This is a genomic window from Pedobacter arcticus A12 (assembly GCF_000302595.1).
GTDB classification, from domain to species: domain Bacteria; phylum Bacteroidota; class Bacteroidia; order Sphingobacteriales; family Sphingobacteriaceae; genus Pseudopedobacter; species Pseudopedobacter arcticus.
In genome coordinates, this window is sequence record NZ_JH947127.1 from 718,875 (window position 1) to 740,241 (window position 21,367).

The 21,367-nt window shown below is 36.4% G+C and carries 22 protein-coding genes; 11 read left to right on the forward strand and 11 right to left on the reverse strand.

Annotated elements, in window-relative coordinates:
* Positions 1-221: 221 nt before the first annotated feature.
* Both B176_RS0114820 and B176_RS0114825 read left to right on the forward strand, forming a co-directional pair.
* Positions 222-1,442, forward strand: a complete 1,221-nt coding sequence (locus B176_RS0114820; RefSeq protein ID WP_051130032.1) for an OmpP1/FadL family transporter — start codon at positions 222-224, stop codon at positions 1,440-1,442.
* A 21-nt stretch (positions 1,443-1,463) separates the two neighbouring features.
* Positions 1,464-2,795: an SGNH/GDSL hydrolase family protein gene (locus B176_RS0114825; protein ID WP_017259616.1), complete on the forward strand. Its 1,332-nt coding sequence runs from the start codon at positions 1,464-1,466 to the stop codon at positions 2,793-2,795.
* A 75-nt stretch (positions 2,796-2,870) separates the two neighbouring features.
* Here the strand turns inward: B176_RS0114825 and gnd are convergent, their stop codons facing one another.
* From gnd to B176_RS0114840, 3 genes are all read right to left on the reverse strand, one after another.
* The gene (gene gnd / locus B176_RS0114830; RefSeq protein WP_017259617.1) at positions 2,871-4,325 is read right to left on the reverse strand and encodes a decarboxylating NADP(+)-dependent phosphogluconate dehydrogenase; all 1,455 of its coding nucleotides are present in this window, start codon (positions 4,323-4,325) and stop codon (positions 2,871-2,873) included.
* Between the two features lie 391 nt (positions 4,326-4,716).
* On the reverse strand, positions 4,717-5,130 hold the full coding sequence (locus B176_RS0114835) for an Ohr family peroxiredoxin (protein ID WP_017259618.1): 414 nt from the start codon (positions 5,128-5,130) through the stop codon (positions 4,717-4,719).
* A gap of 73 nt (positions 5,131-5,203) precedes the next feature.
* On the reverse strand, positions 5,204-5,737 hold the full coding sequence (locus B176_RS0114840) for a YciE/YciF ferroxidase family protein (protein ID WP_017259619.1): 534 nt from the start codon (positions 5,735-5,737) through the stop codon (positions 5,204-5,206).
* 291 nt (positions 5,738-6,028) lie between these two features.
* Here B176_RS0114840 and B176_RS0114845 point away from each other — a divergent pair, with 291 nt between their 5' ends.
* The 6 genes from B176_RS0114845 to B176_RS0114870 all read left to right on the forward strand — a co-directional run bounded on the left by B176_RS0114845 (position 6,029) and on the right by B176_RS0114870 (position 10,863).
* Positions 6,029-6,907: a cell division protein FtsX gene (locus B176_RS0114845; protein ID WP_017259620.1), complete on the forward strand. Its 879-nt coding sequence runs from the start codon at positions 6,029-6,031 to the stop codon at positions 6,905-6,907.
* Positions 6,908-6,911: 4 nt separating this feature from the next.
* Positions 6,912-7,142: a DUF3098 domain-containing protein gene (locus tag B176_RS0114850; RefSeq protein WP_017259621.1), complete on the forward strand. Its 231-nt coding sequence runs from the start codon at positions 6,912-6,914 to the stop codon at positions 7,140-7,142.
* Positions 7,143-7,937: an undecaprenyl-diphosphate phosphatase gene (locus B176_RS0114855; protein WP_017259622.1), complete on the forward strand. Its 795-nt coding sequence runs from the start codon at positions 7,143-7,145 to the stop codon at positions 7,935-7,937. It begins immediately after the preceding gene.
* 2 nt (positions 7,938-7,939) lie between these two features.
* The gene (truB, locus tag B176_RS0114860; protein ID WP_017259623.1) at positions 7,940-8,668 is read left to right on the forward strand and encodes a tRNA pseudouridine(55) synthase TruB; all 729 of its coding nucleotides are present in this window, start codon (positions 7,940-7,942) and stop codon (positions 8,666-8,668) included.
* Positions 8,669-8,772: 104 nt separating this feature from the next.
* On the forward strand, positions 8,773-9,783 hold the full coding sequence (locus B176_RS0114865; RefSeq protein WP_017259624.1) for a bifunctional riboflavin kinase/FAD synthetase: 1,011 nt from the start codon (positions 8,773-8,775) through the stop codon (positions 9,781-9,783).
* A 24-nt stretch (positions 9,784-9,807) separates the two neighbouring features.
* Entirely contained in the window at positions 9,808-10,863 is a 1,056-nt protein-coding gene (locus tag B176_RS0114870) for a DUF2157 domain-containing protein (RefSeq protein ID WP_017259625.1), read from the forward strand.
* A 47-nt stretch (positions 10,864-10,910) separates the two neighbouring features.
* Here B176_RS0114870 and ytxJ read toward each other — a convergent pair whose 3' ends face one another.
* From ytxJ to B176_RS0114890, 4 genes are all read right to left on the reverse strand, one after another.
* Positions 10,911-11,240, reverse strand: a complete 330-nt coding sequence (gene ytxJ / locus B176_RS0114875) for a bacillithiol system redox-active protein YtxJ (RefSeq protein ID WP_017259626.1) — start codon at positions 11,238-11,240, stop codon at positions 10,911-10,913.
* Positions 11,237-11,974, reverse strand: a complete 738-nt coding sequence (locus B176_RS0114880) for a hypothetical protein (RefSeq protein ID WP_154647999.1) — start codon at positions 11,972-11,974, stop codon at positions 11,237-11,239. The genes ytxJ and B176_RS0114880 overlap by 4 nt, the downstream gene beginning before the upstream one ends.
* Positions 11,975-12,250: 276 nt before the next feature.
* Complete coding sequence (ribH, locus tag B176_RS0114885) at positions 12,251-12,739, reverse strand: 6,7-dimethyl-8-ribityllumazine synthase (RefSeq protein ID WP_017259628.1); 489 nt, start codon at positions 12,737-12,739, stop codon at positions 12,251-12,253.
* A gap of 60 nt (positions 12,740-12,799) precedes the next feature.
* A complete protein-coding gene (locus B176_RS0114890) occupies positions 12,800-13,474 on the reverse strand; it encodes a tetratricopeptide repeat protein (protein ID WP_017259629.1) in 675 nt (224 codons plus the stop codon).
* Between the two features lie 196 nt (positions 13,475-13,670).
* Between B176_RS0114890 and recF the strand changes: the two genes are divergently transcribed.
* Together recF and B176_RS0114900 are read left to right on the forward strand one after the other, a co-directional pair.
* Complete coding sequence (gene recF / locus B176_RS0114895; protein ID WP_017259630.1) at positions 13,671-14,777, forward strand: DNA replication/repair protein RecF; 1,107 nt, start codon at positions 13,671-13,673, stop codon at positions 14,775-14,777.
* Complete coding sequence (locus B176_RS0114900; protein ID WP_017259631.1) at positions 14,770-15,060, forward strand: DUF721 domain-containing protein; 291 nt, start codon at positions 14,770-14,772, stop codon at positions 15,058-15,060. Before recF ends, B176_RS0114900 begins: the two co-directional genes overlap by 8 nt.
* A 14-nt stretch (positions 15,061-15,074) precedes the next feature.
* Here the strand turns inward: B176_RS0114900 and B176_RS0114905 are convergent, their stop codons facing one another.
* Genes B176_RS0114905 through B176_RS0114920 form a run of 4 tightly spaced genes read right to left on the reverse strand, consistent with a single transcriptional unit; the run spans position 15,075 to position 20,041 of the window.
* Positions 15,075-16,280, reverse strand: coding sequence for a Gfo/Idh/MocA family protein (locus B176_RS0114905; protein WP_017259632.1), 1,206 nt, complete (start codon positions 16,278-16,280; stop codon positions 15,075-15,077).
* A 1-nt stretch (position 16,281) separates the two neighbouring features.
* Positions 16,282-17,325: an FAD:protein FMN transferase gene (locus B176_RS0114910; protein ID WP_237739839.1), complete on the reverse strand. Its 1,044-nt coding sequence runs from the start codon at positions 17,323-17,325 to the stop codon at positions 16,282-16,284.
* A gap of 3 nt (positions 17,326-17,328) precedes the next feature.
* Entirely contained in the window at positions 17,329-18,684 is a 1,356-nt protein-coding gene (locus B176_RS0114915; RefSeq protein ID WP_017259634.1) for a Gfo/Idh/MocA family protein, read from the reverse strand.
* Between the two features lie 7 nt (positions 18,685-18,691).
* A complete protein-coding gene (locus tag B176_RS0114920) occupies positions 18,692-20,041 on the reverse strand; it encodes a 3-keto-disaccharide hydrolase (RefSeq protein ID WP_017259635.1) in 1,350 nt (449 codons plus the stop codon).
* 212 nt (positions 20,042-20,253) lie between these two features.
* Here B176_RS0114920 and B176_RS20395 point away from each other — a divergent pair, with 212 nt between their 5' ends.
* Positions 20,254-21,357: an acyltransferase family protein gene (locus B176_RS20395; protein ID WP_017259636.1), complete on the forward strand. Its 1,104-nt coding sequence runs from the start codon at positions 20,254-20,256 to the stop codon at positions 21,355-21,357.
* Positions 21,358-21,367: the final 10 nt, after the last annotated feature.

Below are 21,367 nucleotides of genomic sequence, written 5' to 3' on the forward strand. Positions count from 1 at the left end.
CAAAAAGTGCTTTATGGCTATTTGTAACCCGTTTTTATACTCTATCTACTCTCCTTTTCGTTGATTTTTAATTATTTGTACAATTTGCAAACAAATACTACAAATTATTCTTCCATTTGATATTTAAATTTATTATGTTAGCATAATAAATTTACTATGCAAACATAGTAAATTCACCAAACCAATTATTAAACCAATTTAATCCATTAACAAAAAAATTTATGATTAGAAAAATACTGTTGGGGGCTTGCCTAGCAATGCCTGCCACAATTTTAGCGCAAGGCTTTCAGGTAAATTTGCAAGGCCAAAAACAAATCGGAATGGCTGGTACTGGTGTAGGAACAGTAATGGACGGTGCTTCCATATTTTTTAACCCAGGTGCTGTAAGCATGCTGAAAGAAAACCAAGTTAACCTCGGGGTAAGTCCGTTGTTTTTCAAATCGGCTTTTTTGCAATCGGGCTCTTCAACCGTAGAGAACAATAAAGACGAGATTGCACCACCTTTTGAAGCCTATGCAGTATGGGGTCCAAAATCTGGCAGATACAAATTGGGTATTGGTGCTTATACTCCGTTTGGAGGCTTGGTGAATTGGGGAGACGAATGGTCTGGCAAGTATTCGTTAATATCGCTTAGCTTAAAAGCGATCTACATTCAACCAACAGTGAGTGTTAAAATCACAGACAACATTGGGCTTGGAGCTGGATTTGTTTATAACCATGGCGAAGTTAACTTGCAAAAAGCAGTTGCAATTACGCAAGGCAACGGACAGGATAGCAGAGCAACTTTAAAAGGAACCGGTGAAGGCTATGGATGGAACGCAGGTATTTATTTCAAAACTTTATCAGGAGTTAGCATTGGTGTAACGCACAGATCAAAAGTAGTGACTAAACTAAATGATGGTGACGCTATATTTGACTTTCCAGCAAGCATTCCAGCAGCGAGTTTACCCACCAAATTCACTTCGCAATTGCCTTTACCCGCAACAACAAGTTTAGGATTTGGATTTTATCCTTCTGCTAAAACAACTATTGCATTTGATGCGAGTTGGGTACACTGGAGTGTTTACAAAGAATTAGCATTTGATTATAATGTAAACACAACCGTCCCCGACACTAAATCCCCAAGAAATTATGGCGATGGGGCTTCTCTGAAATTAGGCATCAACCAACAACAAACAGAAAAATTAGCTTTAAGGGCAGGAATTGGTTATGCTTTTACTCCCGTTAAAGACGGCTATGTAACGCCAGAAGCACCAGATGCCAATAGGTTTATATTGTCGGCTGGCTTAGGGTATGATATTTCAAAGAAATTTGTGATTGACCTTTCCTTCTTATACGAAGCTGTTAAAGAAAGGGAACAAACCAATTTAGAATCTAATTTATCTGGAACGTTTAAAACCCACGTTTATATCCCAGGAATTGGTGTATCATACAAGTTTTAATTATAATTTAGAACATACAACATGAAAAAATATAACAATTTAAAATTGGTGCTTGCTGGGTTAATCTTAATCACAGCAGCTTGTAAAACAGAAATTGATGTACCAGCAGCTAGCAAGGGGAGTGCAGATTTCTCAAAATATATCGCAGTTGGAAATTCTTTAACCGCGGGATATGCTGACAATGGTCTTTATCTAGAAGGTCAACTGAATTCGTACCCAAGCATTATTGCTAAACAAATGAAGAGCGTAGGTGGTGGAGATTTCAAACAACCTTTATTTACAGAAGCGCAAAGCGATGGTTCGGGATATTTAAAATTTGCAGGATTTAATGCTGATGGGACTCCTAATATTGTACCTGTCAAAGATAAACTAGCAGTAAGAGGCGAGTATGACGCTGGAGCATTTGGAAAAGTAACACTATACACAAAGTTTGCCGGCGACAATAACAACTTCGGTGTACCAGGTATCAAGCTTCAACAGATTACTTTTGCACCTTACGGAAATTTAAATGGATATTTTGAACGTTTATTACCAGGGAATGCGGGAACAAACAATACTACTTATTTGGATTTTGTGACAGCCAAACCTTTTACTTTTTTTACCAGTTGGTTGGGCAACAATGATGCTTTAGGTTATGCAACTTCTGGCGGTGTTGGCGACGTTTTAACACCGAAAGACCAATTTCTAGGTTTGTATAATGCACTTATAGCAAAATTAACAGCTAATGGCGCTAAAGGTGCGATAGCTACCATTCCTGATGTTTCTTCTATCCCGTTTTTAACTACAGTTACAGTTAAAGCGCTGTTGGATGGAGCAAAAAAACTAAATCCGGCTTTTCAAGCGGTTTATATTCAAACTGCAGCGGGTAATAGAATTGCTACAGATGAAGATTTAATTACTCTATCATTTAACTCTACTGGTCTATTTGGCAAGCCAAATGGAAGTATGCAATATTATGGTTTACATCCAAGTAACCCTATACAGTCTCAATATGTTCTGGATAAAACAGAAGTAGCAACGGCAAGAGATTATGTAAATAGCTATAATGCGACGATTAAGTCTATTGCTACCGCAAAAAAATTGGCCATTTTTGATGCTTATTCATTTTTGAATACGCTAAATGTTAAACATGTAAGTGAAAATGGCCAACCTTATACCGGAGTATTTATAAATGGAATTAATGTTAGTTCTTCTTTCATAACGGGAAATGCTTTCTCTTTAGATGGAGTTCATTTAACACCTAAAGGCTATGCAATAGTGGCTAATGAGTTCATTAAAGCAATCAACGCTCAATATGGTTCAACTATTCCTCAAGCTAATCTATCTGATTACAGATCAGTAAAATTCCCTTAACAAGTTTTTCACCGCATAAAAAAAGCTCCTCAGAATATCCTGAGGAGCTTTTTTGCTATATGAATTTACGATTTGTTAAACTTCGTAAGTTGTAGAAGAAGTATCTCCACCTCTGCCAGTCCAGTTAGTATGGAAAAACTGACCTCTTGGCTTGTCTATTCTCTCGTAAGTATGTGCTCCAAAATAATCACGTTGCGCTTGCAATAAGTTTGCCGGTAAACGCTCTGTTCTGTAGCCATCGTAGAAATTTAAACCTGCGCTTAAGCAAGGAACAGGAACACCGTCCATTACTGCTGCTGCAATTACTCTTCTTAATCCAGCTTGGTGTTGCGTTACTTTTCCAGCGAAGAAAGGATCTAACAATAAGTTAGCTAAATCAGGATTGTTATCATAAGCTTCTTTGATGTTGCCTAAGAATCTAGAACGGATAATACATCCACCTCTCCACATTAAAGCAATACCTCCGTAGTTCAGACTCCATTTAAATTCAGCAGCCGCTGCTTTCATTAATTGGTACCCTTGAGCGTACGAAATAACTTTAGCTGCATATAATGCATCTCTCAAATCATCCAACATCGCCTTTTTATCTCCAGAAAAAGCTGGCTTAGGTCCTGTTAAAATTTTTGAAGCTGCTACTCGTTCGTCTTTTAAAGCAGATAAGCATCTTGAAAACACGGATTCCGTGATCAAAGTCAATGGAACACCTAAATCTAACGCTACAGTACCAGTCCATTTACCGGTTCCTTTTTGCATTGCAGTATCCAAAATTTTATCAACCAATGGTTGTCCGTCTGTATCTTTAAAAGCAAGGATATCACGGGTAATCTCTACCAAATAACTATCTAGCTCACCTTCGTTCCATTCTTTAAACACTTCATGCATTTCATCAGCAGACATGCCTAAAACGTCTTTCATAATCTGATAAACCTCATTGATCAACTGCATATCACCGTATTCGATACCATTGTGGATCATTTTAACAAAATGACCAGCACCGCCTTCGCCTACCCAGTCGCAACATGGTGTTCCATCATCAACTTTAGCCGCAATTCCTTGAAAAATTGGTTTTACTGCTGGCCATGCTTCTGGGGAACCGCCTGGCATAATAGATGGACCTAATAAAGCGCCTTCTTCGCCACCAGAAACTCCAGCACCAATAAACAAAAGACCTTTACTTTCCACATATTTTACTCTGCGCTCAGTATCGGGGAAATGCGAATTTCCTCCATCGATAATGATATCGCCTGGAGCCAATAAAGGAATTAATAAATCTATAAAAGTATCAACCGGCTGACCAGCTTTTACCATCAACATTACTTTACGCGGACTTTTTAAAGAGGAAACAAAATCTTCTATAGTATGCGCACCATAGATATTTTTACCTTTTGCTCTGCCTTCAACAAAGTTTTCAACTTTATCAACTGTACGGTTAAATGCACTTACATGAAAACCTTTGCTTTCCATGTTAAGGATTAAGTTCTCGCCCATCACGGCGATTCCAATCACGCCAATATCAGATACTTCTTTCATTATTTAAGGAATTTAAAATTTATTTGTCTGGAGAAAAAAATTGCTTGTTCAATTACCAAACTGTGTACTTTATTTTATGGAATCAAATCTAAGGATACATTCTTTAAAAGAGAGAAAAACGTCCAATTAATTTACTCAACGCATTGCGAAGTACGAAAATGCGTCTTCGGATTTATAAATCAAGGACAAGCGGTATTTCTGTCATTTACAATAAGCTATGTCAATAGAAACAGAAAAAACCTTTAATAAACAAAGCTAAGCAGGTATGGCTAGAGTGTTCTTAGGATTGACCGATTACGTGTTAAAACGCACAAAACTTAATAATTAAAAAGGCTTAAACCTTAATACTAAACGTAAAAAAGCTTAAGCCTCTAGTAACAATCGTTCTCTATTAAACAGCCTTAATCACTGTTTCAATATTTCCACGAGTGGCTTTTGAATACGGACAACCCTTGTGGGCGGCATCAGCCAATTTTTGAGTTTTTTCTAAATCTAAACCTGGAATGTGCACATGAATCTCTGCAGACAATTGGTAAGATGTTTCACCTTCTTGATTAAAGCTTACATGGACTTCTGCTGTAGCATCACTCACATCTACACCGTCGCGTTTCCCTACAGAACCTAGTGCGCCTAAATAACAGCTTCCCCAAGCACCGGCAAATAACAATTCGGGGTTTGCGTAACCGTCTTCGCCACCCATAGCCTGTGGAGCTTTCAATTGCATATTAATAACACCATCCGCAGAGTTTATATGCCCATCTCTACCTCCTTTTGCAGTTACTACTGCAGTATATAACTTTTTCATTTTATAATGATTTAATAATAAAAAGCCGACTTCACCTTGAAGTCGGCCCTGAAAATTTCATAGGTAGATGAAATTATTCTTCGGATGCTTCTTCGTTTACAAACGATTCCGCAATTTTAGTTAAAGCAACGTCGGTTGTTTTTTCGTTTTCTAAAGTTTTAGAAAGCAAATCGTACACATCATTGTGGCCCATTGTTTTTGCAAACACACGCAATGTTCCGTAAGTCGCAATTTCGTAATGCTCCACTTTTTGTGCTGCCAAAATTAAGCCGGCATCTCTTACCATTGTCCCTTTATCGGTATCACTAATAATTTCATCTGCCTCGGCAAGCAAACCTGCCATAGCGTCGCACTTCTTTCCAGAGGCTTTTTCACCCAGGATCTCGAATACCTTTTCTAAAGTCTCGACATGTTTCTCGGTTTCACTCAAATGTTTATCAAACGCTTTTGCCAGTTCTTTACTTGTTGAAGCTTTCTTCATTTTAGGAAGCGCTTTTACCAAATGGCTCTCGGCCCAGTAAATATCTTTTAACTCGTCGATAAAAAATTCATGAAACTCTGAATTTTTCATTTCTTTAGATACTTCTGATTTCTTTGCTGTTGTCATGATGTTTTATTTTAGATATATGATGCTTACAGAAAAACAACTAAAATGCCAAAAGCAATCAGCCTCGTTAAACGCGAAATGTTTTAACATCATGATAAAAATTTAAGCAAAAACCTAAATAATCGCTAAATATTAACTTCAAGTTTTTAAACACTAATGAAGATTTGTAGCTTAAATAAGTCAACCCATAGATTTTACGGACTTAAGATCTTTGTGAAAAATTGTTAAATATGGGAATGATGCTTATATTAAGATAAGGTTTATTATTTTCGCAACATAATTATCGTTTTTATGGAAGAATTTGAAGACAGCCGAGCATCTAAAAAAACCAAGACTATTTATGTATCTACTGTTGTAAGTATATCTTTAGTGTTATTAATGGTTGGTTTGCTTGGGCTTATCATTGTTCATGGAAGAAAGCTATCTAACTACGTTAAAGAAAACATTGTTTTAAATGTGATTATTAACGAAGGCACCAAAGAGGTTGATATTCTGCAATTGCAGAAACAGGTTGAAAAAAACAATTACGTAAAATCTACGCAGTACATCAGTAAAGAAATTGCAGCTCGTAACTTAACCAAAGATTTAGGCGAAGATTTTATTAAGTTTTTGGGTTACAACCCCCTTCTTTCTTCTATAGATGTTTACATGAAGGCCGATTACGCCAATAACGAGAGTATTGAGATGTTGAGCAAAGATCTGCGTAAAAACCCAATGATTAACGAAGTGCGCTACCAAAAATCATTGGTAGATATGATCAATCAAAACATTAAAACCATTTCTATTGTAATTTTAGGCTTTGGTTTTGTTCTTTTAATTATTGCTGTTGGTTTAATAAATAACACCATCCGTTTAGCCATTTATTCTCAACGTTTCTTGATCAAAAGCATGCAACTGGTTGGTGCAACCAGAGGCTTTATACGTAAGCCTTTTATCAATTACGGTATTTTACATGGCTTTATAGCCGGATTAATCGCCGTAATTTTATTGGTACTTACTTTATACTTCGCACAGCAACAAATCCCAGAATTAGTTATTTTAACTAACTATTACGAATTCGGTTTGGTATTTTTAGGCGTAATTGGCGTTGGTATTTTAATCTCGGGCTTAAGCACCTATTTTGCAGTAACCAAGTATTTAAAACTTAAAGTTTACGATTTATACAGATAAAATCATGGCTCAAAAACCAAATACAACAGATCACAACGCAGCGCACTTTGTTTTTGAAAAACAAAACTACATTTTAATGATTGCCAGTATTGTGGTAGTTATTATTGGTTTTATATTGATGAGTGGCACCACTGACATTTACAGTTTCACTAAAATAGTATTGGCGCCTATTGTAGTAATTGGCGGTTTTATACTTGGCTTTTTCGCCATTCTAAAGAAAAGATCTAAAAACTAAATGAATATTTTCGAAGTAATTGTATTGGCCATTATTGAAGGCCTTACAGAATTTTTACCGGTTTCTTCTACCGGCCATATGATTATTGCTTCGTCTCTAATGGGCATACAGTCAGATAACTTTGTGAAACTTTTCACAGTTGCTATTCAGCTGGGCACTATATTATCTGTTGTAGTATTATATTTTAAAAGATTTTTTAGAACGTTTGAATTCTACTTTAAATTGTTGGTGGCTTTTATACCAGCAGTTATTTTCGGTTTGCTTTTTAGCGATAAAATTGACGAACTTTTAGAAAGCCCAATGACGGTTGCCGTTTCTCTTTTAATAGGTGGAATAATTCTGCTTTTTGTAGATAAATGGTTTAAAGATGCAAATGTTGATGATGCAGATCAGATAAGCTATCCAACAGCATTAAAAATTGGTGTTTTCCAGTGTTTGGCGATGATACCTGGTGTTTCACGTTCTGGCGCTTCCATTGTTGGCGGTATGACTCAAAAGTTAACACGTAAAGCAGCTGCAGAATTCTCATTCTTTTTAGCAGTACCTACCATGTTTGCAGCAACTGCGAAAAAGCTGTTCGATTTTTATAAAGACGGACACACCATTACCTCGCAAGAACTCAATCTACTTTTAATTGGAAATGTAATTGGCTTTATAGTGGCTTTAATTGCTATAAAAAGCTTTATCGGCTTTTTAACAAAACATGGTTTCCGTGTGTTTGGCATTTACCGTATCGTTGTTGGTGCCATTATTATTGTATTGATTTTAAGCGGACATAGCTTAAAAGTGATTTAAGCATGAGCGAAGAAAATCCAAAAAAAATATTCCCGAAATTCAACTTTACACAAGGCGAGGTTCTACTATTAAACAAACCATACCAATGGACCTCTTTTGATGTGGTTGGCAAATTGCGGAACTCTTTTAAACCTTTAAAGTTAAAAGTAGGTCATGCTGGTACGCTAGACCCTTTAGCAACGGGACTTTTAATTATTTGCACAGGTAAACTCACCAAACAGATTGACACCTTTCAGGCAGAAGAAAAAGAATATACCGGTACTTTTACAATGGGAGCAACCACTCCTTCTTATGATTTAGAAACAGAAATTGATCAAACCTTTGACATTTCTAATATTACCGATGAATTAATTTTAGCTAACTGCAAACATTTTATTGGCGATTTAGATCAATACCCACCGGCACACTCGGCAATAAAAGTTGACGGCGAACGCTTATATTTAAAAGCAAGACGTGGTGAAGAAGTAACACTAAAAACCAGGAAAGTAAGTATCAGCGAATTTGAAATTACTAGAATTGAATTGCCAGAAGTAGATTTCAGGGTAGTTTGCAGTAAAGGAACTTATATACGCTCATTAGCAAAAGACTTTGGGGAGAAACTGGGAAACGGTGCCCATTTGTCAAAATTAAGAAGAACCAGAAGTGGTAATTTTAAAGTTGAAGATGCTTTTGAAATTATGGAATTGGTAAATCATGTGCGGGAGATTAAGGTACAGGATAATTTTGAATGAGTGAAGGGTTGAATGATAGCATAAATGAATAGTAGAAAAAAATCTATCATTGATCTTTGTTCTTTACACCTTAATTCCTAATCCCTTTCTGCAAAAAACAAAAAATGCAAATCTACCATCATATCACCGATTTTAAGTGCTTAAAAAACGCAGTGGTTACCATTGGTACTTTTGACGGTGTGCATTTAGGGCATCAGCAAATTATCAAAGAACTTATTCAGCAAGCAAAGCAAAATGGTGGCGAGTCTGTTATTTTAACATTTTTTCCGCATCCTCGGATGATTTTAAATCCCGAAAATCATGCGTTAAGAATGATTAACACCATGGCAGAAAAAGCAAATATTTTGCACCAATTGGGGGTCGACCATTTAATTATCACTCCGTTTACACGCGATTTCTCCAATCTCAGCGCCGAAGCTTATATTAAAGAGGTTTTAATTGAGCAGATTGGCATGAAACAAATGGTAATCGGTTACGATCATCGTTTCGGGAAAGATAGATGTGGTGGTTTAACGGAATTAAAGCAATTTTCAACAATTTACGATTATAGCGTAACCGAAATTGCCGAAGAAGATGTTAGAGATATTGCTGTATCGTCTACACGGATTAGAACTGCTTTAAGTTTGGGCGATGTGGATACCGCAAACCAGTTAATGGGACATCCATTTACCCTATCAGGAAAGGTAATTAAAGGTGATCAAATTGGCAGAACTTTGGGCTACCCTACGGCAAACCTTTTTATCGAAGAAAGTTATAAAATCATTCCTTCAGATGGGATTTATGCGGTTACCGTTGAAATTTTAGAATCGAAAAATAAAAACCAAGAACTTTATAATCCCTACCAACCTAGTGGTTTAGAAACCGCTGAAAGTAAATCAAACGTTTATAGAGGTATGGCATACATCGGTCACCGCCCAACTATTAACGGAATGAGCCAGAACATTGAAGTCAATATTTTCGATTTTAGTGGAGACATTTATCACCAGAACTTAAAAATGAAATTCCTTCATTTTATCCGTCACGATGTAAAGTTTGAAGGTTTAGAAAAACTAACGGAACAGCTTGGGAAAGATAAGGTTGCTACTTTGAAATACTTCGAAAACACAGCACTTTAAATTTTATCCTTATCTTAGTTATTGATGAAACTGGATAACGATAAAGCCGAATTTCTAAAAGAAACCATTCAACATTGGCAAAATAAAGGAATTATAAGTGCTGATAAAGCGGAAGAATTAAATAATAGTTTCACCGTCAAATCTTTCGACTGGCAAAAATTAGCCCAATATGCCATCTACATTTCTTTAGCTTGTGGCGTTTTTGCACTAGGCTCTTTACTGCTCGACAAGCAAATTGCCAAAATCCTTTCTTCCTTATACAATACACCAAATATTATCATTTGTGTTTTTTCATTGCTAGCGGCCACTTATTTTTTAATCGTTGGTAGTAAAAGAAGGCAGAAAAAGTCACATCGGGTTTTTAGTAATGAGGCAATGCTGGTGGCAGGTGTTTTATTGATTGCTAATGGTTTGGCTTATTTGGGTAAAACCATCGACAAAAGTGCTGAGAACTATGCACTCCTGTTTTTGGCAGCTGTTCCCATATACGCGTTTTTAGGTTATTATTTCAAATCGAGGCTAATATGGATTTTTGCTTTATTCTCGTTAGGAGCTTGGTTTGGTACACAAAGCAGCTATTTGAGTAAAAGCAATTTTTACTTTTTAGGAATGAACTATCCATTGAGGTTTGTTTGCTTTGGATTGGTTCTTACTACCCTATCTTTTCTTTTTGTTTATTTTAAAAAACTAAAGGATTTTCAGTTTGCAACCTATTTTGTTGGTCTGTTATATACTTTTATAGCGCTGTGGTTGCTATCCATATTTGGAAATTTTGGACGTATTGATGACTGGTATAAGGTTAGCCAGCTAAGTTTATACGGGTGGGCAGGTTTATCTATTGCGACATGTTTAATTACCTTTTATCTAGGATTTAGGTTTAAAGATGAACTGGCCAGAGAATTTGGAGCTACTTTCCTAATCATTAACTTATATTCTCGTTTTTTCGAATACTTTTGGGATACTTGGCATAAAGCAATTTTCTTTTTAGTGTTAGCCCTGTCATTCTGGCTAATTGGCCGAAAAGCAGAAAAAATCAGGAACGTGGAGTTTTTAAAAGAAGAAACTGATTTAAAAAACTAAGATTCAAAAACAATAAAGTATAAAAAAAGCCCCATTCGGGGCTTTCACTATTTTATAAGCTCTAAGGTCTCTTCTATATTTATATCTCCGTGAGATTGATCTAAAATACACTCCCCGTCTTTAATCAAAAGCAATTGCGGAGACTCATGGTGAACATTAAAAAGTTCGGCTATTTCTCCAGAAATAGCTCTGTGCGAAAGTAAATCTAAAAAATAAGGCTTTACGTTCTCCGGCAAATCGTCCAAATCCATATCCACTCTTTTCTTAGCCATCATACTGATGGAGCAACGAGTGCTATGTTTAAAAATAACGCTATAACCAACAGTTGCTTTGATACGCTCTAACTGTTCTGTACTATCTAATGGAATCCAATTCATGGTTTTAAAAATATGTTCTTATCTACCTTCTTCAAAACCTTTGCCACAGGATAGTTAATTGCACTTTTACCATCAATATTTACTTTTCTAGTAGAAAGCTTCAAACCGTTTCCTAAATCCTGGTAAGGCATCCAATTAAAAACAGATGGTTTAGGCTGTTTCTGCAATAAAAACTTCCACCTTATAATTTCGCCTGTTTTATCATTTACATACAGCCAATATTGATCGCCGGGTGTTAATCCTACTTTATCAAAATTAAGATGAATAACATTACATAATGCTCCGTCAACGGTTTCGTCTGCATCGCGGGTTGTGTTTACTCCTTCATCCTGCAATTTAAGCGGAACCATTAACCAATAAGTATCATTGATGAACGCTCCATAAGCCTTCTTTAAGATTTGATCTGCTTCTGTACCTTGTTGCAGCACATTATCCACATAAACAGTACCTGCTTTCGTATTAACATTGAACAACACAATGGTCTTTTTACCCGAAGCATCAGACGTTTCTAAACGGTAATCTCCACTGTACCTATCCCAAAGATGCTTTCTTGCCGGCACAGCTTTCCCGCCTCTTTCTGGTGCAAAATCAAACTGAAAATAACGGCTTTTATCAAACTTAGATTTACCGCCTACAGCTTTCCACACTTTTTCAAATACCTGTTCTTTTGTTTGTGCTTTAGTGCAAGAGCTAAGCATTACACAAAATAGTGCGTATAGAAAGAAAATTCTCATGATTTAAATAATTAAGAAATTTGGAGTTGACTTATCGTCTTCCTCGCGATTCTGGATAAGAATTATATGCTGGACATAATTTAGAGGAACAGGACTGTAAAACAGTTCCTAAAATCATTACCGAGAGTATAATGAAGACTAGTTTTTTCATTTTTGTATGGTTAACGTTTTAAACGGATAAACATTATTACGATGGTCAGTCGATTTTGTTTCGAAAAGCAATTTACACAAATTTAATAATTTGATTCAGCAGAAATTACGATTAAACTTCAATACTTAAAGTGCAGTAGTAAAAGCAGCCATCTTTAACGCTGTTATTGCCGCCTCATCTCCTTTATTTCCATGCTTGCCACCTGCCCTATCTAAAGCTTGTTGTTGATTATCTGTTGTTAACACCCCAAAAATCACTGGTTTGGTGTGCTTAATACCAACATTTGCCAATCCGTTTGCAACTGCATTACAGATAAAGTCAAAATGTTTAGTTTCTCCTTGGATTACACATCCCAGACAGATTACGGCATCTAATTCTTTATTGCTCAACATTAAATCAGCACCTGCAATTAACTCATAGCTACCTGCAACTTCAACAGAAACAATGTTCTCTTCTTTTACATGATGTTTAATCAAAGAATCATATGCTCCGCGGTACAAGGCGCCAGTTACTTCGGCATTCCAAGCTCCCACTACAATCCCAAACTTATAAACTGTGCCTAATGGCACTGTAGTATGTGAAAAATCGGAAAGGTTTTTAAGATCTGAAGCCATAATTAAATAAAAAAAGGTTAGCTGTGTGCAACTAACCTCTATATTTTAAAATTTTATAAATTACAATTTACCTTGCGCCCTAGCGATATACATATCAATAGTAGTTGCCGTTGCACTTTCTGGATAATCAGTTTTAATTTTACTGTAAGTATCTACAGCTGCTTTAAAGTTTTTTTGCTCTTCATAAACTAAACCCAATTTCTTTAAGAAAATTGGTGCAGCAAAAAGATTATCACCTTTTGAGCTCGCTTTTTTGTAAAAAGTAACAGCTTGGTCGTAATCCTTAAGTTCTACGTAAGCATCGCCTGCAGCGCCTAATGCTTCTGGAGCAAGGATAGCATCTGTACCATTATATTTTGTTAAGCTTTCTGCGGCTTTTTGGTACTCACCTTTGTTTAAGTAAGCAATACCTACATAGTAATAAGCTAAATTAGCAGATTTGGTGTTATCGTATTCTGCAATTATTTTTTCGAAACCTGGGAAGTTTCCGTCTCCTTTAATGGCTTTATCCCATTCTTTCTGCTCCCAATAAGACTGTGCTTTGTACATTTGATTTACAGCTTCAGTCTCGCGTGGAGCTAAATAAAATTTCTGATAAGCAAAAAACAATACAACCAATCCTACGATTGTTGCCGCAATAACAATAAGACTTTTTTTATTCTCTTGTATAAAGTCACTGGTTTTACCCATTGATGATGCTAGATTTACTGACTGTTCGTGTTGTGTATTCGACATTTTAGGGTTCTATTAAAGATTGCAAAAATAGTGTTTTAGTTAAAAACAACAACCAAATATTTAAATTATTGTAATATAGTACTATTAACTGCATTTAACGTAAGCAGGAGCGCTATTTTTAAAATAATTTTGCTGATTATTGGCTAATAAAACGCTTAAAGCCGATTATCATCGGCTGATTTCTTAAATTCGCGTCATGTATCTAAAAAAAATCACGCTAGTAAACTTCAAAAGTTACGACGAAGCCGAGCTTAGTTTTATTGATGGAGCAAATGCCTTTACCGGCAATAATGGCGCTGGCAAAACCAATTTATTAGATGCGATACATTACCTCTCTCTCTGCAAAAGTTATTTTAACCCAATTGATAGCCAGCAGATCAAACAAGAGCGTGATTTGTTTATGCTACAAGGTGTTTTCGATAAAAACGAGAACGATGAATTGATTGCTTGTGGCGTAAAAAAGAATCAAAAAAAACAATTTAAGCGCAACAAAAAAGAATATCAGCGCTTGGCAGATCATATTGGCTTGTTTCCGTTGGTGATGATTTCGCCGAACGACATTTCCTTGATTTTAGAAGGAAGTGAAGAAAGACGGAAATTTATTGACACTGTGATCTCTTTAACGGATGCCAAGTACTTGGACGAACTTATCATATACAATAAGACACTCCAAAACAGAAATGCTTTATTAAAACAGATTGCAGATAGCGGCAGGTACGATCCAACTTTATTAGAGATCTTTGATGAGCAATTGATTAGCTCTGGAAACAAGATATTTGCCAAAAGGCAGTCTTTTATGCAAATTTTTACACCGGTTTTTGACCAGCATTATCAGTATTTAACAGATGAGGCAGAAAGTGTTAGTCTGGTTTACGAGTCACCACTGCTACATGCAGATTTCGCCACTATTTTAAAGCAGAACCTAGAGAAAGACCGGATTTTACAACGCACTAGCCAAGGTATCCATAGAGATGATTTGGTTTTTCAAGTACATGAAAATATGCCTTTGAAAAAATTTGGTTCGCAAGGGCAACAAAAGTCTTTTTTAATTGCATTAAAATTAGCTAAATACTCTTTTATCTATCAGCAAAAAGGATTTAAGCCTTTGCTTTTATTAGATGATATTTTTGACAAGCTTGATGATTTACGAATCACAAAACTTATGAAAATGGTTTCGGCAGACAATTTTGGGCAATTGTTTATCACCGATACCAACGCCGAAAGGGTAAAGCGTATATTTGAAGACATTAAGGTTGATTTAAACTTATTTGAAATCAATAACAGCATTGTAAGCCATGAGTAGAGATAATGATAAAACGCTAAAGGAGGCAATGGACCAAATGCTAAAAGTTTATCGATTAAAACATAAATTTGATGAAACACATGCGGTAGAATCTTGGGAAACTATTGTGGGAAAAGCAGTAGCAAACCGTACCAAAGAAATCTTCATCAGAGATAAAAAACTTTTCGTACGCATAGAATCGTCAGTTGTAAAAAACGAGCTTACTATTATGAGAGCCCAAATCATGGTCAATCTAAACGAAAAAGCAGGATCGGAAGTGGTATCGGAAATTATTTTTTTATAATTTAGCTTCTCAAATTATCCAAACACATTATATTCTGGTTTCCAGCTTTGCAAGGTATTCGTGTACATTGCTTCGTTTGCCAAATGAACACAAACAGCAGTAGTTGCGCCTGTTAATACGTTCGATGTTGGTTCCACTTGTTTATAAATGCAGTTATAAAAATCCTTTAAACAATACCAGCTTCCATCTTTTTCTTTATCAGCAATAATTGGCACACCGCCCTCTTTATTCCACTCAATTTTTGTAGCTCCAGTAACGCCATCTACGGTCTGTAACTCCTTTAAGGCTTTCTTTTCAGGATAAAAAACGGCATCATTAATCAACATTGAAATCATGCCTTTAGTTCCTTTAATTCTAAATAAGTAACCATCATGTTCATTGGATAAAGTAGAACCAAAATTACCGATCATGTTCTCTTTCCCATACCTAAACATTACCTGTATGTTGTCAAAAGTTTCTCTCCCGTCTTTATAATTATCAATTCCACCAGTTGCCATAATATGTGTAGGATGCGTATCAAAAGCCCAGTTGATAAAATCTATCTGGTGCGATAGCAGCTCAGCAGCCAATCCTCCTGAATATTCTTTGTACATCCGCCAATTTACTTGGCGCTCTAAATCTGGATTAGGAACAGATCGTCTCCAATTATTATTCCGATCCCAACGACAATCAATTTGCGTTATTTTACCTAAATATCCTTTCTGAATCATCTCCTTTACTTTAAAATACAAAGGTGCATATCTGTATTGATGACCGACCTGCAGAATTTGGTTGGGATGCTTTTCTTTTAACTTAACCAATTCCAATGCTTGCGGAATGTTATAAGTCATGGCTTTTTCTAAATAAATATGCTTATTATTTAGTAAAGCAGCTTTTGCAATTTCAAAATGTTCGCTTAACGTAGTTGAAATAATTACCGCGTCAACATTTTTTGATTTTAACAGTACCTGGTAATCTGTGAAACTTTCAAACTTGGCGTTGCCCAATATCTTTTTAGCATTATCCAACCGAAAATCCAGTACATCACAAATTGCAGTCACCTCAAACCATTGAGGCATGGTTTGCATTGTCTTTATAAGCCCAGTTCCTCTATCCCCACAACCAATTACGGCTATTTTAAGTTTAATGTCATCTGCTTCAATTGCTTTAACAATTGGATTTTGCAATAAAACGCCACCAGCTAATAAACTAGATTTTTGTATAAAACTTCTTCTTTTCATTTCAAAATTTCTTAATCACAGGAAAACCAACACTGCATGTATCTCTCACAATTCCGTTCTCTCTGTAGACTAAATAAGCCGACAAGTCCTTCTGCTTAGCTAAAAAAGCCATGGCATTTTTGAAACCTAAGCCCATCAAAACATTATCATAGCCATCGGCAGTAATTGCATCTTTTGCGTAAACCGTAACACTTATCATATCATTTTGCAAATAATACCCTGTTTTAGGATCAATTAAATGATTGATTTTTTTACTACCTGCTTGGTAAAACTTACGGTAATTGCCCGAAGTGGTTATTGCACCGTTTTCAATTTCAATATACTTTTGTATTGGCGAAAAATCGCTATCATTCACGGCCTCAATCCCTACTTTAAACTTTTCGTTACCTGGTTTTTCTCCCTTCACCCTAAGTTCGCCACCAATCTCAACAATGTAGCTGTCTATCTTCTTTTCCTCTAAAAAATCTGCAACTACATCAACGGAGTATCCTTGTGCAACACCATTAACATCTATTTTAACATCAGGATTATCTTTAATTAACTCATTTCCTTTGATTTTCAAATGCTGATAGCCTATATTTTTCAGGATAGCTTTTATCTCGTTTGAATCTGGCAGATTCGCGGGTTTAACTGGTCCAAACCCCCAAGCACTCACCAATGAATAAACAGTAATATCAAAAATACCATCACTATTTTTGGAGATTTCCAACGATTTTTCTGCCACATTTTTAAAGTGCTCGTCCATTTTAACGCCACTTTTCGAATTGTTAAATTCGGTTATTAGGCTGTATGATTTATAAACCGACATGGAACTATCAATTTTATTAAGAATGCTATCAACCTGATTTTTTGACACCAATTGCGATGCTGCATAATAATTAATGGTGTAGCTTGTTCCTTGCGCAGAACCTGTTAGGGAATAAAGATTGAGTTTAGCGTGATTTCTAAATCCACTAAAAATTAACACAAACCCAATTAAAAAAAACAAAAACACACTTTTAGCTTTATATATCCAACTAAAAACATGCAATAACATAAACTTCATTTATTAATATTTAAAGATTTTTCCATTTACCATTACTTCTTGTGTAGTTTCGTCAAAGGTTGCCTTATAACCGGTTCTAGCGGAAGCATTAGTCATAATATTTGCGATAGAGTGGTAGTAACCCGCTTCTACAGGTGCATGCGTTTCCTTTCTACTTCTTATGCACTCCATCCAATTGCGCATGTGGTTGGTTACCAAATCATCTGCACCAGCATCTGCAGCCGAATCAACTTTTACCAGTTCGGCAAGTTTTAGGTTAGGAAGCAAATTGGGTTTCATACCCATTACAGAAGCATGGCGCTCGGTTAAACCGCCCGTTGGAGAAACTGTATTGGTAATTAAATTTAGCTCACCGCCGTTGGCGTAATAAATCTCGGCCGGTTTTTCGTCGCCATTATGCATCCTGGAAGTAAACACTACTTGAAAACCATCGTCTTTCTTGTTCTGTGGGCCGTAATCAAAAACAGCGGTTGTTGTATCCCAGTTTCTACGTCCATCTTTCCATTGGTAAATTCCACCATTTGCAACAACACTCCGTGGATGCTGTAAACCTGTAAACCAATGTACTGTATCAATCTGATGACTCATCCATTGACCTGGCATTCCGGATGAATAAGGCCAGAACAACCGATATTCCAAATACTTTCTTGGATCCCACGCCTCAAACGGACGGTTCATCAAAAAACGTTTCCAATCCGTATCCTGTTCCTTTATTTTAGCTACCAAATCCGGGCGTCTCCAACGGCCGGGCTGGTTCACATTCCAGCTGAGCTCAACCATCGTAATATCACCAAACTTACCTTGCTGAATAAAATCGGCCGCAGCCTTATAGTTTTTTCCGCTCCGTCTCTGCGATCCAATCTGCACAATTTGCTTAGATGCTTTTACAGCCTTAAGCGCTGCCCGGTTATCAGACATGGTTTCTGCAAATGGTTTTTCGCAATAAACATCACAACCGGCATTTACCGCTTCTATGGTGTGCAAAGCGTGTTGAAAATCAGCTGTGCTTACAATTACAGCATCCAAATCTTTCATCGCGTAAAGCTCATCGTTATTTCTGCAAGCCTTTATATCATGCCCGATTAACCCTTTGATATGGTTTACACCGAGTTCTCGGCGATAATTCCATAAATCAGAAACTCCCACGATATCAAAATTCAATTCTTTGTTGCTTTTCAAAAAGCTTGGCATTAGCGCCGATGTAAATCTATCTGAAAAACCGACTACCCCTACCCTCACTCGATCATTCGCACCAATAATATTTCCGTAGCTTTTTGCGCTCAAACCCATTGTACCCAAATAAGTCCCAGCTGCGGCTATTGCCGAATTTTTTATAAATTTTCTTCTAGTATTGTCCATTTGGTAATTAATTTAAGTCTTTAATTTTTAAGCTACGGAAAGAAACCTTATCGCCATGATCTTGCAAAAGGATATGGCCTTGTGGCGCCATTCCGAAATTGTCCCAGTCTTTATATTTACTGCCGGCAACTAAGTCTAAAAACTCTTTTGAACCACGAGTGTATTCCAAAATTTTATAGCCATTTAGCCAATATTCAATTTTATTATCGGGGTAAACCCTGATGATTCCTTGATTCCACTCGCCAATCTTCTTCTGCGAGGCGGGAATCTTATTTGAGGTCATTAAATCGTAAAGTGACCCTAATGTTCTGTTTCCATTTTTGCCGAGTTTCGCATCAGGATGCCTCTCATCATCTAAAATCTGATATTCTGGACCTATTGCAGAGCCTTTGTTCCCTTCAGATTCTGTTACGAAATACTTAACCCCACTGTTTGCCCCTTCGCTAAGCTTAAAATCAAACTTAAATTCGAAAGCACTGTATTGTTTTTTAGTTACAATATCACCTCCGTTAGTAGATTCTGCGCCGTTAGATTTTTCGACAGATAAAACGCCGTTGCTTACCTGCCAACCGCTTTTAGGAAAATCTTTTTTATAGGCACCTCTCCATTGCTCAACACTTTTACCGTCGAATAATAGGGAATAACCATTGTACTTTTCCTGTGCAGATAAACTGTTGGGGATTAAATTTACCACCTCAATATGATCTGGTGCGCTTGGCTTTAAGTTTTCGGTTTGAATTTTAATATTACGCCACCTTATTTGTTTACCAGCCTTGCCATCTTTCCCAATTGCATGCACTTGCAATGCAATAAAACCCTTTGGAGTCAGGTCATCCACTAAATTTGCGGTAGGCACTCCGTTTACCCAGGTACGAATGGTGTTTCCAATTGCTTCGATCCTGTATTTATTCCACACCCCGTTTTTAAATGCCGTTTTTGCTTTAGGATTCAGTTCCATCGTGTAGAGCCAGTTTCTTCTAGCTTCATCGTAAATGCCACCGCTCCACGCTCTGGCAGACGGGTCAACTTCCATTTGGTAACCATGAACCCTTCCATCGCGGTAATCTTCCTTACTTTCACTTCTGAACTGTATTCCTGAGTTCATTTCTGGGTCAACTAAAAGTTCCAACTCCAAAATAAAATCGCCGTAATCTTTTTCAGTAGCTAAAAATGAGTTGGGTTCACCTGCTTTGGTAGTGCCTATTATTTCTCCTTTAGAGATCGTATAATCTGCTTTACCATTTAACTGTTTCCAACCTTTGAGATCTTTTCCGTTAAATAATGGCTTAAAATTTTGCGCACTTACAGACGTTGCTATACACAGCGCCAAGAGTATAAAACTGCTTATTCTGAACATGTAGATAAAAATTTAGTTTATAATGGATTATAAATTTAATAACATTTAGCGACAAAACAGCTTCCTATGTAACATTTGACCACTAATAGCACTAGTTTTTCAAACGAGTCAAATTAATTTCCAATCCATTTCACCAACCACGCCGAAAGAAGACGTATTATTTAACTTAGCAGATAAATCATTATCATTGCCAATATATTATTAAAAGTTTAATGCTCAATCGGCAAAACAAGTTCTTATTTCCAAAAATCAGTATCACTTATGAAGGGGCTAAGCATCATATCTTAGCACTAGATGGGCTACGGGGGATTGCTATTCTACTGGTGCTACTGTTCCATACCTTTCATTTTATGTTGGGTTGGTGTGGAGTTGACTTGTTTTTTGTACTATCTGGCTTTTTGATTACTGGCATCCTGATAGAGACCAAGAATCATCCATTTTATTTTCAGAATTTCTGGATTAAACGGGTACTCCGAATTTTTCCACTTTATTATTTCGTCTTAGCCATTATTATTATTCCAAAAGTATTCTTTCGGGTTAACACAGTAACTCATACATCCTGGACATATTGGTTTTACCTACAAAACTGGGAGTACACCATCAAAGGCGTTTTCCCCGACGGGAAAGACACTATGAACCACTTTTGGTCTTTAGCAATAGAAGAACAGTTTTATTTCTTCTTCCCTTTTGTAGTTAAATATATAAAAGATAGTCGAACGCCTTGGGTACTCTTGGCTTTCATAATTATAGCCATTGGTTTTAGGTTTTATTATTTTTCGGATGGAAATATTGGCTATTATGTAGGAACTTTTTCTAGAATGGACAGCCTAGCGATAGGTGCTATTATAGCGTATTTTATACGCTATAACCGTTTTTTATTAGAAAAATGGACGCTCACATTTTTCTACATCTCTTTAACCTATATAGTGGCTGTACTAATATTTACCAAAAGTCTTCATTTTAGCAATCCTTATTTTGCGTCCCTTGGCTTAACTTTTTTTGCATTATTATTTGGGAGTGTACTTATCCTGAGTATATCGGAACTTAAGAGTAAGTTTTTGGTTCGGGTATTAACGCTAAAAGCGTTGCTGTTTATTGGGAAAATCTCTTACGGCCTATACGTTTTCCATTGGGTATTATATGTTTTTATAAAGCCTCCACTTGAAGCCATAATTTACAGCAACTTGCCATACAGCATATTTTCAAAAGTTATTACCTCATTAATCATTGGCATGATGAGTCTTGTGCTAGCTTATTTTTCTTTCCACTATTTTGAAAAAAGGTTTTTAAATCTTAAGAAAAAATGGGTTAGGTAAAATCCGAAGG